The following is a 17,082-nucleotide window of genomic DNA, read 5'->3' as shown; positions in this document are numbered from 1 at the left end:
GCATCCGACACCACGAGTTTACGCAGGTCCGCGCCGCCGGTCACGGTCGAGCGCGCGGATCGGCCTCCCCGGCGGTCCCAGCGGGGCCCCCGGCCCGAACGGTCATGCGATATCCGCCGAGGCCCCGGGCGTATCGTTGCGATTCGGGTCGGCTCACACCGACCCGCTCTCGGGGCGCCGTCGGCCGGGCGCCCCCGGTTGGTGGTTACCACCGGGTAGAGATGACGGAACCGCCCCACCGATGGACCATGGGGAGCGGCCCGACCTCCCTGACGTGCACGACCGAACAGCGAAGGAACAGCGTGGCTTCCGGACCCGATCGCAACCCGATCATCATTGGCGGCCTGCCCAGCCAGGTCCCGGACTTCGATCCCGAAGAGACCCAGGAATGGCTGGACTCCCTCGACGCCGCCGTCGACGAGCGCGGCCGGCAGCGGGCGCGCTATCTCATGCTCCGCCTGATCGAGCGAGCCCGCGAGAAGCGGGTCGCCGTCCCGGAGATGCGCAGCACGGACTACGTCAACACGATCGCGACCAAGGACGAGCCCTTCTTCCCCGGCAACGAGGAGGTCGAGCGGAAGATCCTCAACGCGACCCGGTGGAACGCCGCGGCGATGGTCTCCCGCGCGCAGCGCCCCGGGATCGGCGTCGGCGGGCACATCGCGACCTTCGCCTCCTCGGCCTCGCTGTACGACGTCGGCTTCAACCACTTCTTCCGCGGCAAGGACGGGGGTGACGGCGGCGACCAGATCTTCTTCCAGGGCCATGCCTCCCCCGGCATCTACGCCCGCGCGTTCCTCCTGGACCGCTTCACCGAGGAGCAGCTCGACGGCTTCCGCCAGGAGAAGTCGAAGGCTCCGAACGGCCTCTCCAGCTATCCGCACCCCCGGTCCATGCCGGACTTCTGGGAGTTCCCCACCGTCTCCATGGGCCTCGGCCCGCTGGGCGCGATCTTCCAGGCGCGGATGAACCGCTACATGGAGGCCCGGGGCATCGCCGACACCTCCGCCTCGCACGTGTGGGCGTTCCTCGGCGACGGCGAGATGGACGAGCCGGAGTCGCTCGGCCAGCTCTCGATCGCGGCCCGCGAGGGACTCGACAACCTCACCTTCGTCGTCAACTGCAACCTCCAGCGCCTCGACGGCCCGGTGCGCGGCAACGGCAAGATCATCCAGGAGCTCGAGTCGCAGTTCCGCGGCGCGGGCTGGAACGTGATCAAGCTCGTCTGGGACCGCTCCTGGGACCCACTGCTCGCCCAGGACCGGGACGGCCTGCTGGTCAACAAGTTGAACACCACGCCGGACGGACAGTTCCAGACCTACGCCACCGAGACGGGCTCCTACATCCGCGAGCACTTCTTCGGCAGCGACCAGCGGCTGCGCAGCATGGTCGAGAACATGACCGACGACCAGATCCTGCACCTGGGTCGCGGCGGCCACGACCACCGGAAGATCTATGCGGCGTTCGCCGCGGCCAAGGCCCACAAGGGCCAGCCGACGGTGATCCTGGCGCAGACCGTCAAGGGATGGACCCTCGGGCCCAACTTCGAGGGTCGCAACGCCACCCACCAGATGAAGAAGCTCACCGTCGCCGACCTCAAGGGCTTCCGCGACCGGCTCCACCTGCCGATCCCCGACAAGGAGCTGGAGGACGGCCTGCCGCCGTACTTCCACCCCGGCCCCGCGTCGGAGGAGATCCAGTACATGCACGACCGCCGGAGCGCGCTCGGCGGGTACGTACCGACCCGGGTGGTGCGGGCCAAGCCGCTTCCGCAGCCGGCCGACAAGACCTACGCGAGCGTGAAGAAGGGGTCGGGCCAGCAGGCCATCGCCACGACGATGGCTTTCGTCCGCCTCCTCAAGGACCTCATGCGGGACAAGGAGATCGGCAAGCGGTTCGTGCTGATCGCCCCCGACGAGTACCGGACCTTCGGAATGGACTCGTTCTTCCCGAGCGCCAAGATCTACAACCCGCTGGGGCAGCAGTACGAGTCGGTCGACCGCGAACTGCTCCTGGCCTACAAGGAGTCGCCGACCGGGCAGATGCTGCACGACGGGATCTCCGAGGCCGGCTGCACCGCCTCGCTGATCGCGGCCGGCTCCGCCTACGCCACCCACGGCGAACCGCTGATCCCCGTCTACGTCTTCTACTCGATGTTCGGGTTCCAGCGCACCGGCGACCAGTTCTGGCAGATGGCGGACCAGCTGGCCCGCGGATTCGTGCTCGGCGCCACGGCGGGCCGGACCACCCTCACCGGCGAGGGGCTCCAGCACGCCGACGGCCACTCCCAGCTGCTCGCCTCCACCAACCCGGCGGTCGTCGCCTACGACCCGGCGTTCGGCTACGAGATCGCGCACATCGTCCAGGACGGCCTGCGGCGGATGTACGGGCCCGACAGTGAGGACGTCTTCTTCTACCTCACCGTCTACAACGAGCCGATCCAGCACCCCGCGGAGCCGGAGGACGTCGACGTCGAGGGCATCCTCAAGGGCGTGCACCGGCTGCGGGCCGGCGACTCCGGCGAGGTCCCGGCACAGATCCTCGCCTCGGGCGTGGCCGTGCCGTGGGCCCTGGAGGCCCAGCGGATTCTGGCGGAGGAATGGGGCGTACGGGCCGACGTGTGGTCGGCGACCTCCTGGAACGAGCTGCGCCGCGAGGCGATCGACGTGGAGCGGTACAACCTGCTCCACCCGGACGAGGAGCAGCGCGTCCCGTACGTGACGCAGAAGCTGTCCGGTTCGGAGGGCCCCTTCGTGGCGGTCTCCGACTGGATGCGCGCGGTCCCTGACCAGATCTCCCGCTGGGTGCCCGGGACTTACCAGTCGCTCGGCGCCGACGGGTTCGGCTTCGCCGACACCCGGGGCGCGGCCCGGCGGTTCTTCCACATCGACGCGCAGTCGATCGTGCTGGCCGTGCTGACCGAGCTGGCCCGTGAGGGCAAGGTCGACCGTGCCGCGCCCAAGCAGGCGATGGACCGGTACCAGCTGCTCGATGTGGCAGCCGCGGACCCGGGAGCGGCGGGCGGCGACGCCTGACCCGCGCACCTCGCGGTGCGGCCCGGAGGGCGGTGGAGTGAAGGTCTCCGCCGCCCTCCGGCACAACCGGAACAGGCGGACCGCCTTGGCCGTCAGGCGCCCCAGCCACCCGCGCACCGCTGCGGTCGTGCGGTACGCGACCCCTCGGGCTCCCGTGTGATCCGGGCCTTCCCGGCGGGCCGGGGTCGTACGGCACAAACTCTCACGGGCGCATCGTCGGTGCGGGACGCCCCGGGCGGCGCCGCGTCCGCGGTTCCCCGGCGGCCCGCTTCCGGCCCGCCCAGCCGGGCGTCGCCGTGCCCGGTGAGGCGCGGCCGGCCCGGACCCCGCCGTACCGCGTGCGACCGTGCGTGCCGGGGCGGAACGGGACGTGGGACGCGGAGGTCGCGGGAGGCGGCGCCGCACGGTCAGTTCTCCCAGATCTTGAACGCGCGCACACCGTAGGGGGAGGACGGCTGCCAGGTCCCGCTGCCCGGATGGGTGTCGAACTCGCCCGTCTCGGCGCACTCGGCCGACTGATAGGTGGTGACAGGCCGTCCCAGGCGGTTGGCGAGTGCGTGGGCCACCGCACCGGAGGGAAGGGCGACGCAGCTCTCGATCTCGGTGCCGGAGAGTTCGAACACGTGGCGCTTCCCCGCGAAATCCGCCTTCTGCCAGAGACAGAGCTGTCCGGCGCCGCAGGAGGCGAGACCGCCCTGCCCGGCCGCCTCGGCGGGGATCTCGGCGGGTCCGGCCGGGACAGCCGAGCTCGGGGCGAGGGCCAGGGCGGTGGAGAGCGCGACGACGGCGACGGCCGTCAGCGGGGCCAGATGGCGGTTGGCCGACGCGTGGGCCAGCAGCCCCCGGACGAACCCCTTGGCGCGTCCCTTGTCCGGGCCCGCGGGACTGGAGGCGGCGGGTGCCGCGGCGTGCCGCACGACGCGCGGCTGCAGCGGACGCCGACGCGCGGTGGGGGCCACCACGCGGTCCCGGTGGATTCCGTGTCCCGGGTGGGTCGGGATCGGCTTGGAGTGCTTCGGCTTCGACATGGTGATTCCCCGTTTCTCGGTGTGAGGGGTGCTGGTCGTTGAGCGATTGCGCTGCGGTGAGTCGTGCTGTTCAGGGGCTCGTCGCGGCGCGTGCGGACGCCGTTGCCCAGGGACGGAGGGTGGATGGCCACGGAGTGCTGAGCCCCACAGGCAGGGCCTGCCCGCTTGTGGGGGCGGCGCCATGGCCGGAGGCGTCCATGACGAATGCGCCGCTGTTGCGGCGTGCGCGTCTGTGGCTGGGTCCCGGCTCCACACCGTGGCGGCGGACGAGGCACCGGCCGGCGATCGGGCCGGAGCCCGGATGCGCCGGTGGTGCGGCCGGTGAGTGAACTGTGGACCGGCGAGGGCCTCGGAGGGAAGCTCCGGCGGCCGTCACCAGCCTGATAGGTGAACTTCACGCACAGCCAGCATCGGTAGCGGTTGTTCCGCCTCGGGCGGGGAAGCGCCCGGTTCTGCCGCGCACCGGGCTCAAGAGGCGTTCTCCCACGTCAGACAGGCAGAACCCGCCGCACGGACGGAACCGCAACCCCGTCGGAAGGGCTCTTCAGCTCCACTCCGCCGGTCACACCCTGTCCCCTAACGAGTGACGTAACCATGCCCGGGGCACTGGCCGACGCGGGCCTCGGACTCCCGGCCGGCCAAGGCCATCGGAGTTCGTCGGAGGCTCGACGTGTCCCGTCGGGACGGATCCGGCCCGTTGACGGGATCGATTGACCTACACGTCCGTACACGGAACGTCACCGGCGAAAGCACGTGCACCCGGTTTGCCGTAAAGGCCCGCCCGGTTCAGTGATCTGACCCACGGCTGCCCGAAGCGGCGCCGACGGTCTCCTAGGGTGTCCCGCAGTGACTTCCTTCGACGCATCTCCCCAGTTCAACGTCTGGCGCACACTGCTCGCCCTGGCGATCGTCCTCGTCATGCTGGCGACCTCCGGCTGGACAGCCGCGCGTCACCAGCGGGGCGACACCAACCCGCTGCAGCGCGCGCTGAACGCATGGAGTGACGGCCGCTTCCAGGGCAAGCCGCTGCCGGACGCGGACGCGCCCTCGGCCGAGCTGGCCGGGTTCTTCGCCTCGCTCAGCCGTGCTCAACGGCTCGACCTGGCCGAGCGGTATCCGCTGGCGGTGGGGAACATGAACGGCGCGCCACCGAAGCTGCGCTACCGGGCCAACCGGATCGCGCTCGAGGAGGCGGTCGGCGTGGAACGGGAGCGGACCCGTGACCACCGGCTCTCCACGGAGGGGCGGCAGGAGGCCGACCGCCGGATACACCGCTTCCTCTCCCTGCTGCATCCCAAGCGCCACGTACTCGCCTTCGACCCGACCGGGCGGGGGCGGGTCGCCGAGGTCTTCGGCAATCTCGACCGCGCGGCACGCGTCTCCGTCGTCGTGCCGGGTGTCGACACCGACGTGCTGACGTACGAGCGGACCTACGGGGCGTTCTCGGCCCCCGCCGGCATGGCCAGGTCGCTGTACAAGGCGGAGCGCGCACAGCGCGTGGGCAGCCTGCCGCGCTCCGCGTCCGGGGCTCCGCGGGTGGCGGTGATCGCCTGGGCCGACTACACCTCTCCGGCGGGCATCGGTGTGGACGCCGTCACCGCCAAGCGGGCGGAGGACGGCGCCGTGCGGCTCTCCAACCTGGTCCGGAGCCTGCCCGGGAAGAAGTCGGTCGCTCTGTACTGCCACAGCTACGGATCGGTGGTCTGCGGAGTCTCCGCCCGCGACCTGCCGTCCCGGGTCACGGACATCGCGGTCGCCGGAAGCCCCGGGATGCGGGCCGCCAACGCCGCCCAGCTGGGCACGGAGGCCCGGATCTGGGCGATGCGCGACCAGGACGACTGGATTGGCGAAATCCCCAACCTCGCACTCGCCGGAGTGGGGCACGGCACCGACCCCGTGTCGGCCGAGTTCGGTGCGCGCGTGCTCTCCGCCGACGGGGCCGCGGGGCACGCGGGCTACTTCGAGCCGGGGACGGAGAGCCTCGACAACTTCGCCCGGATCGGCGTGGGCGCTTACCAGACCCTGCGGTGCGCGGCCGGCACCAACAGCTGTTACCACGACGCCGAGGACGTCGTCTCCGCCTGACGCGCGTAGAGACGGCAGGGCGGTGGGCCCGCCGGGAAAGGGGACGAGGAGAAGCGTGGCGCATACGATGAGCCGCATGGGTGACGTATTGGCTGGATCTCATGCCGCCTGGGAGTTCGATGGCGACTCCGTGCTCATCCGCTTCGAACGGGGCATCCGGACACCGAAGCTCTTTCAGGCGCTCGGTGAACGGCGCGTCCCGCTGGAGGCGTTGGACACGGTCTCGCTGACTCCTGGCAGACGCGGGACCGTGGTGCTGCGCGCGGTGGCCCGAGCGGGCGCCGACCCCCTGATGGACGCGGCCTCCGGCCAGCTGAAGGAGGGCTGCGACCCCTACCGCCTGGTGCTGCCCTCGGCCCAGGAGCAGCAGGCCCGCGAGCAGGTGGACGAGTTGAACAAGCTCATCGCGGACCGCCCTGCCCCGGCCTCCGTCCGCGACCTGGTGGCACCCCCCGAGGCACCGCTGCACTTCAAGGCCTACGACGGCAAGGCGTCCTTCGACGGGGCAGCGGTGTCGTTCCGCTGGTCTCCCACGGGCGCGTCGACCGAGAAATGGAAGGCGGGCGACCAGACCTTTCCGGTGACCGAACTGGCGGACGTGGAGTGGCGCTCGCCGGAAGTGTTCAACGGCTGCCTGCGGCTGGTGCCGCGGGACGGGTCGGCGGCACCAGCCGCTCGCTCCGAACTGGACCCGACGTGCGTGGTGTTCGGGCCCGGCTACGGCCCCGTTCACGAGTCGCTGCCATTCGCCGCGGCCGTTCTGGCCGCCGTGCGGGCCGCCGAGCGCACGCCGGAGAGCCGCCCCGCGGAGGCCGCCCGCATCCCGCTCCGCCGCGACCCCGCCGACATCGCCGAGCGCATCCGGCATCTCGGCGATCTGCACCAGGCCGGCCTGGTGACCGATGAGGAGTTCGTCAGCAAGAAGACGCAGTTGCTGTCCGAACTGTGAGGAGGGAGCGGGCCAGGGCGGCGCCCACCTCGTGACGCACCCGGGGGCGACGGTGCACAAGGGGCACATGGCCCGAGGATCATCTCTGGCACGTCGCCCAGAATGCCCCTCTTTCGGACACGTGTCTGCATACCCGGGTATGACCCTCGATGCAGCTCCGTAGTATGACGCGGTCCAGGGCCGAGCTGCCTAGGCTGTGCGAGTCATGAAGACCGAACCGCCGCGTGACCACGAAGACGACTCCCCCTCGCCCCGCTCACTTCGCGAGGCGCTCGGCCGTGTACGGGAGTGGGGCCGACGCACGGCCGCCGCCCCGGCCGTGCGCTCCTCCCGGGAGGAACTGCGCTCCCTGGGGCTGGCGCTGGGCACTCCGGCGGACTCGACCCGGCCGCTGCTCTCGGGCGCACGGAACGCCTGGGTGCGCCGCCTTCCGCACGGACTGGCCTTCGCGGCGGTGGCGGCTCTGCTGCCGGTCACGACGACGGTCCTGGTCCAGGACTACGGAATGAACGGGGCCCTGGCCGGCGCCTTCGCCACCGCGCAGACCGCACCGCTCCTCCTGGCCGTGTCGCGCCCCGTCCAGGCGTGGTGGGTGATCTTCACCGCCGACGTCGTCGCGGCCGTCGCCATGCTGGGGACCCCTGGCCTCGACGGAAGGTCCTGGCCGTGGACACCGATGAACATCGTCGGCTACCAACTACTCATGATCTGCCTGGGTCTGCGCGCGGGCAGGCGGACCCTGCTCGCCGTCTGGCTGGCCACCGGGTGCGCGGGCCTGTTCTTCGAACTGCTCTCCCAGGAGCACAGCGACGGCACCCAGCTGCTCATCTTCACCCTGTCCGGAGCCCTCCTGCTGCTCTCGGCGACGCTGCGGGAGAGGGGTGACGCGCAGCGCAAACTCGTCGAGCAGGAGACCATCAGCGAGGCGGAGCGGTCCCAGAGGACACTCCTGGAGGAACGCAACCGCATCGCACGGGAACTGCACGACGTGGTGGCCCACCACATGTCGCTCATCACGGTGCAGGCGGACTCGGCGCGCTACCGCATACCGCATCTCGACGAGGAGGCGGCACGAGAGTTCAGCTCCATCGCGGAAAGCGCCCGCGAGTCACTGACGGAGATGCGCCGCATCCTCTCCGTACTGCGCAGCGAGGACGCCGAGGGGGAACGGACACCCCAGCCAGGTCTTCGGCAGCTGAGCCAACTGGTGGCCGCCACCGTCCGGGCGGGAGTACCGGTGACCATGTCGCGGACCGAGGTGGAGATCGCGGCGATGCTGGCCGACCTGCCCGCCTCGCTCGACCTGTCGCTCTACCGCATCGTCCAGGAGGCCCTGGCCAATGTCGTGCGGCATGCGCCGGAAGCGCGGACGACGATCTCCGTCTCCGTGGAGAGCGACTCCGTCACGGTGGTCATCGTCAACGGGCCCGGTCGCGCACGCCGAGTTCCGCTGGAGGCCACGGGGACGGGCCATGGTCTTGTCGGAATGCGGGAGCGGGTCCGGCTCGTCGGTGGGACCCTCGACACCGGCCCCTTGCCCGGCGGAGGCTTCCGTGTCGCCGCCCGGCTCCCCCGTCGTGAAAAGGAACCTGACCCCGCATGAGCATCCGTGTGATCATCGTCGACGACCAGGGCATGGTGCGGGCCGGTTTCGCCGCCCTGCTGTCCGCCCAGTCGGACATCGACGTCGTCGGCGAGGCCGCGGACGGGCGGACCGGTATCGAGGTGAGCCGCAAGACCCACCCCGACATCGTCCTGATGGATGTGCGGATGCCGGAGATGGACGGCCTGACGGCGACCCGGGAGTTGCTGAGCCCGGAGCCGGGGACGGCCCACCGTCCGAAGGTCATCATGCTGACCACCTTCGACGTGGACGACTACGTGTACGAGGCGCTGCACGCCGGGGCCTCCGGCTTCCTGCTGAAGGACTCGCCGCCGGCCAGCCTGGTCTCGGCGGTCCGCGTCATCCACGGCGGGAACGCGCTGCTCGACCCCGCCGTGACCCGCCGCTTCATCGAAGACATCGTCAGGCGGCGGCCACGCCCCCGTCGCGACCCCCGTCTGCAGTTGAACGGCCTCACGCCGCGTGAGACCGAGGTACTGGAGCTGGTGGCCCGCGGGCTCTCCAATCTGGAGATCGCCGAGCAACTCGTCCTCGCCGAGCAGACGGTGAAGACGCACATCAGCCGCATCCTCGCCAAGCTCGGTATCCGCGACCGCGCCCAAGCGGTCATCGCCGCCTACGAATCCGGGCTGGTCAAGCCCGGTGACAGCGTGCGCTGACCTCTCGCTCGCCCCCTCACACCCGACCGTCCGGCAGCCTCCGCGCCGGGCGGTTCTTCCGTTGTCCCCCGCTCCTTCGCCTCACCCACCCCCTACTGGGGTATGGGGTGGCACTTGGCTCTCCGGTGTGAAGCCCCGCCGGGTGTCGTCTTCCTACCTTTCTCTCCAACAGGCCGGACACGAGCGCCGGCCGGACGGGGAGACGGGGACCGATGATGCGGATGCGGGTGCGTTGGGCGAGGCCGGGAGCACGTTCGCGAGGCCGGCGCACGATGGCCGGGCTGGTGCTGGCGTCCACGCTGATGACGGCCACCACGGGGTGGGCGTCGACCGGCCAGCAGACGCCCCTCACCGGGCCGCCGCCCGGCGTCACGGCCTGGCGCAGCGACACCTTGACAGGGCGGGAACTCCCCGACCCGGCACGCACCACACCCACGGAAGTCCACCACTTCCTGGCCGACCTGACGGAGCGGCAGCTGGCGGACCTCGTCGAGCGCCACCCGCTCGTCCTGGGCAACCTGGACGGCGCACCGGTCGGCCTCCGTTACGCGGCCAATGCCCGGGCACTGGCCGACGCACGCGCCGAGGAGCAGAAGAGGGCGGCGCACCGGCGGCTGTCCGACGAGGAACGAGACCGGGCGGCCGAGCGTGCCGAACGGTACCGCGGGCTGCTGGAGCCGGGACGGCAGATACTCGCCTTCGATCCCCGGGGCCGAGGGCAGGTGGCGGAGGTCTTCGGCGACCTCGACTCGGCCCGGCACGTGGCGGTCGTCGTCCCCGGTTCCGACATCGACCTCGGCACCTTCGACCGCTCAGGCAACCCCTACGGCACACCGGCCGGCATGGCCCGCTCGCTCGCCGGGGCGACGGACGGGCAGACCGCGGTCATCGCCTGGGTCGGCTACACCACCCCTGTCGGGATCGGCCCCGACGCGGCCACCGGCCGCCTGGCAGAGGCGGGCGCACCGCGCCTGCGGCGGTTCGTCGAGGGGCTGGACGCCGCCGGACTTCCCAGCCCGGCGGTCTTCTGCCACAGCTACGGATCGGTGGTGTGCGCACTGGCCGCACCGCATCTCCGCGTGACCGATCTGGTGGTCCTCGGCTCGCCGGGGATGCGGGTGGCGGACGCCGGCTCCCTGGGCACCACCGCCCGCGTCTGGGCGGCACGCAGCTCCGGGGACTGGATCGGCAAGGTGCCCCATCTGCGGCTCTTCGAGCTGGGCCACGGCACCGACCCGACCGCGCCCGGCTTCGGCGCCCGCCGTGTGCCCGCGCAGCGGGTGAGCGGCCACTCCGACTACTTCGCCCCCGGTACGGACGCTCTCGCCGCCTTCGCCGCCATCGCGGAAGGGAAGGCGGCATGAAGGCGACCCAGCTGCGCCGGGCCGCAGCCAAGGTGGAGGCGGCGACTCCGGCTCACCGCGACCGGGCACTCGACGGGCTGCGGGCTCTGGCCCTCCTCGCGGTGCCGACCGGCCACTGGCTCCTCGGCGGGTTCACACGTGACGGCGACGGCGGCCTCCACAACGCCAGCCCGCTCTCCTCCTTCCCCTCGCTCGCGCCACTGAGCTGGGTGCTGCAGATGCTCGGCATCTTCTTCCTCGTCGGGGGACACGCCTCGGCGCTCTCCTACCGGCGGGCGTCCGAGCGGGGCGAGTCCGCACGGAGCTGGGTCGCCGGACGGCTGGTACGGCTCGGGCGGCCCGTGGTGGGAGTGACGGCGATCTGGTCGGGCCTCCTGGTGGTGCTGTGGTGGTCAGGGGTGCCTGACGCCACCTTGCACACAGCGGCCACCCTCGTCATCCAGCCGCTCTGGTTCGTCGGTGTCTACGGGGCGGTGACCGCGCTGACACCGTGGTGCGCGCGGGCCGCCCGGAAGGCGGGTCCGTGGGCCGCGGCGCCGCTCCTCGGCACGGTCGCCGTGGTGGATCTGCTCCGGTACGGCCCCTGGTCGGCCGGGATGCCGACGTGGCTGAGCCTGTTCAACCTGCTGCCCGGGTGGCTGTTCGCCTACCAGTTGGGGGTGGGCTGGGGTGAAGGGCGGATGAGCCGGCGCGCGGCGAGGGTGCTGCTGATCGGTGGGGCAGCGCTGTTCGCTGTGCTGCTGTGGAAGTTCGGGTATCCGACGTCCATGGTGGGGGTGCCGGGCGAGGCCCGGACCAACTCACACCCGCCCTCACTGCTGGTACTCGCACTCGGCGCCTTTCAGAGCGGAGCGGCTGTGCTGCTGCGGGACCGGATCGCCTCGCTGCTCCGGCGCCCGTGCTGGTGGGCACCGGTCGTCGCGGTCAACCTGTCGGCGATGACGATCCTCTGCTGGCATCAGACGGCGATGCTGACCGCGGCGATACCGGGGGCGGCCCTCGGCGTGGTGCCCGGCCTCATCTCGGCGCCGGACACGGCCGCCTGGGTCGCCGCACGGGTGATGTGGATACCGCTCTTCGCCGCCCTGCTGATGGTGACCGCGAGATCCGCCCGTCGCCTGGACGCGCCGTGGACCGGAGCAGGCCCAGGGATACGCGTGGCGGCCGGTGTGCTGGCGGCGGGGTTCGCGATATTCGCCCTACGGCTGGCTTGAGTTCCGGGGGCTCGCGGCCAGGAGGCCCGGCCTTCGGAGGCAGGAGAGACCGCGGGACCGGGCGTGAGAGGCACGGACGTGAGAGGCGGAGAGGAGGGAAAATCAGGATGAGGCGGTACAGGTCATTCACGGCCCACCGACGTGAAGGACATGTCGGCGTAGCGGTCACCGGCGACCTTGCCCGCGATGGGCTCCAAGAGGGCCAGCTCCGCTTCGGAGAGGTGGAGGCGGGTAGCCGCGGTGTTCTCCTCGACGCGGGTCGGCTTCCGGGTGCCCGGGATGGGGACGACCGGCAGGCGGTGCACCTCCGCCTGCTGCTGGACCCAGGCCAGGGCAATCTGGGCGGGGCTGGCTCCGCGGGCGGCGGCGATCGTGCGCAGGGGTTCCAGCAGGGCGGCGTTGGCCGCGGCGTTGTCGCCGGTGAAACGCGGCTGACCGCGGCGGAAGTCGTCGTCGGTGAGTTCGCTCTCGGCCTGGACGAAGGAGCCGGTGAGGAAGCCCCGCCCGAGCGGCGAGTAGGGCACGAACCCGACGCCGAGCTCGGCGGCCGCGGGCACCACCGTCGTCTCGACGTCCCGGCTGAACAGCGACCACTCCGACTGGACCGCCGTGACCGGGTGGACCGCGTGGGCTGCCCGGAGTTCGGCGGCGGTGACCTCGCTGAGGCCGAGGTGGCCGACCTTGCCGGCGCTGACCAGTTCCGCCATGGTGCCGACGGTCTCCTCGATGGGGACGGAGGTGTCGCGGCGGTGCATGTAGTAGACGTCGATGTGTTCGACACCGAGTCGGCGGAGGCTGGCGTCGACGCTCTCGCGGATGTAGGCCCTGTCGTTGCGGATCGTGCGCAGGTCGGGCTGGTCCGGGTCGATGCTCAGCGCGAACTTGGTGGCGATGGTGATCTCGTCGCGGTGGGCCTGGAAGAAGGGGGCGAGGAACTGTTCGTTCTCTCCGGCGCCGTAGACGTCCGCGGTGTCGAAGAAGGTGACGCCGAGGTCGAGGGCGCGGGTGAGGGTGGCGCGGGCCGCGTCGGCGTCGGTGGGTCCGTAGGCGAAGCTCATGCCCATGCAGCCGAGGCCCTGGACACCGACCTCGGGGCCGCCTGCCGAGAGGGCCACCGTGCCGATGCGAGACGGGCGGGTGCTGTCGGCGGCGCCGGCGGGCGAGTCGGGCGAGTGCTGCGTCATGGTGATTCCTCCATGAAAGTCCCGGCCTCGCCGGCGCGGGAGCGTGGACGGGGGCCAGGTCGGAAGGACGGGGGTGGCTCGCATCGCGAGCGCGGGCCGTGGAGCGGGAGGTCAGGCGCCCTCGGCGCGCGGGGCGGCTTGGGCCGTCCGGGTGCGTGCGTGGCGGTCGATCTTGCCCGCGTAGTGGTCGATCTTGTAGTCGAGGACGGAGAGGGTCCCCTGGAGTTCGGCGATCCGGGTCAGGACGTCCCGGCGGGTGGCCTGGAGGAGTTCCTGCCGTTCGGGGAAGGTGTGCTCTCCGGCTCGGGCCAGTTCGGCGTAGCGGATCATGTCAGCGACGGACATGCCGGTGAGGCGCAGTTTGCCGACCAGGGACAGCCAGCGCAGGTCGGCGTTGCTGTAACGGCGCTGTCCGGAGTGGGAGCGGTCGATGTGCTGCATCAGGCCGATGCGCTCGTACCACCTGAGGGTGTGGGGGGTCAGGCCGGTCAGCTCGGCGACCTCGCTGATCGTGTACCGGTCGTCGCCGTCCGGGCGGGGAAGAGGGTCGGGTTCGGCCAAGCAGTCTCGGACCACAGCGGGCAGGGAGGTGGTATCCGTCACCGTCATGTCCTCCACGCTAGAACGTTGGAGTCCACTCCAGGCAAGCGCGGATCGCCCCGAGGCGGGCACGATCCGCCTCCCACCCGCTGCGGCGGCCGTCCGCCACCACCCTCCACACCGTCCACTCGTCGCCAGACTCCGCCGGGTGAGGGCCGGGCACCGCCCGGCCGGGCCAGGCGCCCGTTCTAGACTCGCCGACATGCGAAGCCTTGAGACTCTGGCACGGGTGGACGAGTGGCCGGTACCGCACGCGGCGGCGGCCGTGGTGCGGTCCGACGGGACGGTGGCCGGGGCCCACGGGCCCACCGACCGGCGGTTCGCGCTGGCGTCGGTGACCAAGCCGATCGCGGCGTACGCCGTGCTGGTGGCGTACGAGGAAGGGGCCGTCGAGCTCGACGAGCCGGCCGGTCCCGAGGGGGCGACGGTGCGGCACCTGCTGGCGCACACCAGTGGGCTGGCCTTCGACGAGAACCGGGTTCAGGCGGAGCCCGGGGCGCGTCGGATCTACTCGAACGCCGGTTTCGAGGCGTTGGGGGAGCACCTGGCCAAGGTGACGGGAATCGCCTTCCCGGAGTACCTGCGTCAGGCCGTGCTGGAGCCCCTGGGGATGGAGTCGACCACGTTGGAAGGGGGGCAGTCTCCGGCGAAGGACGGGTGGTCGACGGTGGACGACCTGATCCGGTTCGCGGCGGAGGTGCAGGCGCCCCAGCTGCTGGACGCCCGTACGGTCGCCGAGGCGATGTCGGTCGTGCACCCAGGGCTGAAGGGGGTGCTGCCCGGGTACGGGAGCCAGAATCCGAACGACTGGGGGCTGGGTTTCGAGATCCGGGACGGGAAGTCGCCGCACTGGACGGGGGCGACGTCGTCGCCGAGGACGTTCGGGCACTTCGGGCAGTCGGGCACCTTCCTGTGGATCGATCCGGACGCCCGGGCCGCCGCCGTCGCGCTGACGGACCGGGACTTCGGGCCGTGGGCCATCGAGGCGTGGCCCCAGTTCACGGACGCCGTCCTCAAGGAACTGGCCGGAGCCGGGGACAGCTGAACGGGCCCCTGTGTCCGGGGCTGGGGTAAGGGAGAAGGGCTGGGCCAAGGCGTTCCGCTTCGGGTTCCGCTTCGGCCTCAGGACACGGCTTGTCGGTGCACGGACCTCCGGTCGACGAGCCTTGCCCGGACTCGGGCTGGGCTCTCCGGATGCCCAGCTCCGGTGAGCCCGTGGAGACAGGGGGTCGGCCCCGAGTCCGTCGGATTCTGGGGTGTGTGGCCCGCCAGCCGGGCCGGCCCTCGACGCGGGCCGGCCCCAGAACCAGGCCGCTCCCGGTTTCGGTCAGCTCCCGAGCCGAACCGACTGCCCGGCGTGGACCAGCCCCCGAGCCGGGCGGCGCCCGGAGCTGCCCAGGCCCCGCTGCCCTGTACGGCCCCTGTTGCCCTGCCTCCCCCTCTTCACCATCGCCCCGCCCGGTCAGCATGCCCGTTCACGCTCCCCGGCCGTCTCACCTTGCGCCCCGCGTCCGCCCCTCGCTGACCCTCGCTGACCCACTGCTGGCCTCACTTGACTCCCGGCCGACCCCCACCGAGCCCATGGCCGAGCCACGCCTCCCCATGACAGCCCACGCCCAACGCCCGCTCCCGCCCGCCCCACGGCAGCCCCAGGCGAATCCCCAGCACCCTGGCGCCCCCACTCCCCCGCGCGTACCGTCCCCGCATGGGGCGACTCGTGCAGGCACGTGCGGCTGATGTGGAGGTGCTTGCCGGGGTGTTGGCGAGTGCGTACCGGGATGATCCCGTCTGGGCGTGGTTGATGCCCCGTGACCGGGAGTGGCGGCTCCGGTTGCTGTTCCGGGGGCACCTCGCGCAGCAGATCCCGTACGGGCGGGTGTGGACCGATGACGGCCGGCGGGTGGTGTGCGTGTGGGCGGAGCCCGGTGCCTGGAAGCTGCCGACCGCCTATCTGCTGCGGAACGCCGGGACGCTGGTCCGGGCGGGCCGGCGGGAGCTGCCTCGGATCGGGGCGCGGTTGCTCGCTCTGGAGCGGCGGCATCCGAAGGTGCCGGCGCACTGGTACGTCGAGTTCCTGGGGACGCGGGCCGAGGCTCAGGGGGCGGGGCTCGGGGGCGTGGTGCTCGGTGGGTTGCTGGAGCGGGCGGATGCCGAGGGGCGTCCGGTCTTCCTGGAGTCGAGCAATGAGCGGAACCTGGGGTTCTACCAGCGGCTGGGGTTTGTGACCGAGCGGCGGCTCACGTTCGGCTCCGGGCCGGAGATGTGGGCCATGTGGCGGCACGGGAAACGGGGTTGAGGGGCGGCCCGTTCCTGCCGCACCGCCTCTGCGGCGCCCGCTTCCTTCACCAGGCTCACCCAAGCCGTCCCCCGGCGTCGGCCGGACTCAGCCGGGCACCTGGTCGCTCCGCGGGCCTGCAAGCCCGCCTCGGTCCTCCACGGCCCGAACGCGGAGGCCGGTCACCCCTCCATTGCCCAGACCAGCAGTTCGGCGGGGGACTCGCCGCGAGCGGTGAGCATGAAGGGGCCTTCGGCCGCGTCGCCGATCCGCGCGGAGTCCCCGGGGCGGAGTTCCGCCGCCGGGGCGGCGGGGCGGGCATCCGCCGAGGCAGGGCCGACCCCGACCTCGCCGTTCAGTACGTGGACGTACCGGAGCGGTGCCTCCGGCAAGTGCTGCGGATGGCCCGGCGTGAGCAGGAGGTGGTGGAGGGTGGCGGCTGCGGCGGGGAGGGTGAGGACGACGGTGTCGGGGTGGTCCTGGGGAAGGCCCTCGCGGCGGACGAGGTGGTAGGCGGGGGCGGCGTCCCAGGTCAGGGGGGCCAGCCACATCTGGAGGAAGGTGAGGGGGGCGGGGCCGTCGTTGCGCTCGACGTGGCGGACGCCGGAGGCGGCGCTGAGGTGCTGGACGTCGCCTGGGCGGACCACGGTGGTGCGGCCGGTGGAGTCCTGGTGGGTCAGCTCTCCCTCGGTCACCCACGTGACGATCTCGGTGTGGCTGTGCGGGTGCTCGTCGAAGCCCGCGCCGGGAGCGAGGCGTTCCTCGTTGCAGGCGAGGAGCGGGCCGAAGCGGAGGTTGTCCGGGTCGTAGTGCCGGCCGAAGGAGAAGGCGTGCAGAGAGCTGATGCCGGACGAGGGCTCGCCGCCCCGGTACCGGTCGCCGGAGCGCCGTACGTCGATCACCCGCACCACGGTACGGCCTGGCCTTCCGCGCGTCCGGCGCCCCTCCCCCGTGACCCGGCAGCCCACCACCCCTCTCCGATAAGGCAGTCTTGTCCCGTGTCCCAACCCGAATCCACACCCCCCGACCGGCCCACCGAGCAGTCCGCGGAGCACTCCGCGGAAG

13 protein-coding genes are annotated in these 17,082 nt (G+C 71.9%); 9 read left to right on the top strand and 4 right to left on the bottom strand.

Annotated elements, in window-relative coordinates:
* Positions 1 to 302: 302 nt before the first annotated feature.
* Positions 303 to 3,035 carry a pyruvate dehydrogenase (acetyl-transferring), homodimeric type gene (gene aceE, locus OIM89_RS22405; RefSeq protein ID WP_226965173.1) on the top strand — a complete coding sequence of 911 codons (2,733 nt, stop codon included), beginning with the start codon at positions 303 to 305 and terminating at the stop codon, positions 3,033 to 3,035.
* A 407-nt stretch (positions 3,036 to 3,442) separates the two neighbouring features.
* On the opposite strand, the gene OIM89_RS22400 is transcribed toward aceE, so the two are convergent.
* Complete coding sequence (locus OIM89_RS22400) at positions 3,443 to 3,874, bottom strand: peptidase inhibitor family I36 protein (protein WP_372587985.1); 432 nt, start codon at positions 3,872 to 3,874, stop codon at positions 3,443 to 3,445.
* Between the two features lie 1,035 nt (positions 3,875 to 4,909).
* On the opposite strand from OIM89_RS22400, the gene OIM89_RS22395 reads away from it, so the two are divergent.
* From OIM89_RS22395 to OIM89_RS22370, 6 genes are all read left to right on the top strand, one after another.
* The gene (locus tag OIM89_RS22395) at positions 4,910 to 6,148 is read left to right on the top strand and encodes an alpha/beta hydrolase (protein WP_030698410.1); all 1,239 of its coding nucleotides are present in this window, start codon (positions 4,910 to 4,912) and stop codon (positions 6,146 to 6,148) included.
* A gap of 76 nt (positions 6,149 to 6,224) precedes the next feature.
* Positions 6,225 to 7,097: a DUF4429 domain-containing protein gene (locus OIM89_RS22390; protein ID WP_030698409.1), complete on the top strand. Its 873-nt coding sequence runs from the start codon at positions 6,225 to 6,227 to the stop codon at positions 7,095 to 7,097.
* A 205-nt stretch (positions 7,098 to 7,302) separates the two neighbouring features.
* Positions 7,303 to 8,700 (top strand): sensor histidine kinase, encoded by a 1,398-nt coding sequence (locus tag OIM89_RS22385; RefSeq protein WP_030698408.1) that lies wholly within the window; start codon positions 7,303 to 7,305, stop codon positions 8,698 to 8,700.
* A complete protein-coding gene (locus OIM89_RS22380; protein ID WP_030698407.1) occupies positions 8,697 to 9,380 on the top strand; it encodes a response regulator transcription factor in 684 nt (227 codons plus the stop codon). Before OIM89_RS22385 ends, OIM89_RS22380 begins: the two co-directional genes overlap by 4 nt.
* Positions 9,381 to 9,652: 272 nt before the next feature.
* Positions 9,653 to 10,744 (top strand): alpha/beta hydrolase, encoded by a 1,092-nt coding sequence (locus OIM89_RS22375; protein WP_047465513.1) that lies wholly within the window; start codon positions 9,653 to 9,655, stop codon positions 10,742 to 10,744.
* Positions 10,741 to 11,958, top strand: a complete 1,218-nt coding sequence (locus OIM89_RS22370; protein ID WP_030698405.1) for an acyltransferase family protein — start codon at positions 10,741 to 10,743, stop codon at positions 11,956 to 11,958. The genes OIM89_RS22375 and OIM89_RS22370 overlap by 4 nt, the downstream gene beginning before the upstream one ends.
* Before the next feature lie 122 nt (positions 11,959 to 12,080).
* Here OIM89_RS22370 and OIM89_RS22365 read toward each other — a convergent pair whose 3' ends face one another.
* Positions 12,081 to 13,142, bottom strand: coding sequence for an aldo/keto reductase (locus OIM89_RS22365; RefSeq protein WP_175457011.1), 1,062 nt, complete (start codon positions 13,140 to 13,142; stop codon positions 12,081 to 12,083).
* Between the two features lie 111 nt (positions 13,143 to 13,253).
* A complete protein-coding gene (locus OIM89_RS22360; RefSeq protein ID WP_047138598.1) occupies positions 13,254 to 13,751 on the bottom strand; it encodes a MerR family transcriptional regulator in 498 nt (165 codons plus the stop codon).
* A gap of 193 nt (positions 13,752 to 13,944) precedes the next feature.
* Between OIM89_RS22360 and OIM89_RS22355 the strand changes: the two genes are divergently transcribed.
* Together OIM89_RS22355 and OIM89_RS22350 are read left to right on the top strand one after the other, a co-directional pair.
* The gene (locus OIM89_RS22355; RefSeq protein WP_217467009.1) at positions 13,945 to 14,787 is read left to right on the top strand and encodes a serine hydrolase domain-containing protein; all 843 of its coding nucleotides are present in this window, start codon (positions 13,945 to 13,947) and stop codon (positions 14,785 to 14,787) included.
* A gap of 660 nt (positions 14,788 to 15,447) precedes the next feature.
* Positions 15,448 to 16,038, top strand: coding sequence for a GNAT family N-acetyltransferase (locus OIM89_RS22350; RefSeq protein ID WP_030698401.1), 591 nt, complete (start codon positions 15,448 to 15,450; stop codon positions 16,036 to 16,038).
* Between the two features lie 161 nt (positions 16,039 to 16,199).
* Here OIM89_RS22350 and OIM89_RS22345 read toward each other — a convergent pair whose 3' ends face one another.
* Positions 16,200 to 16,928, bottom strand: coding sequence for a pirin family protein (locus tag OIM89_RS22345; protein WP_226965174.1), 729 nt, complete (start codon positions 16,926 to 16,928; stop codon positions 16,200 to 16,202).
* Positions 16,929 to 17,082: the final 154 nt, after the last annotated feature.

Origin of the sequence: Streptomyces sp. BI87, from assembly GCF_025957665.1 — a bacterium.
GTDB lineage: Bacteria > Actinomycetota > Actinomycetes > Streptomycetales > Streptomycetaceae > Streptomyces > Streptomyces albidoflavus.
The sequence above is the reverse complement of the archived record's forward strand: the minus strand, read 5'-3'. Positions and strand labels throughout refer to the sequence as shown.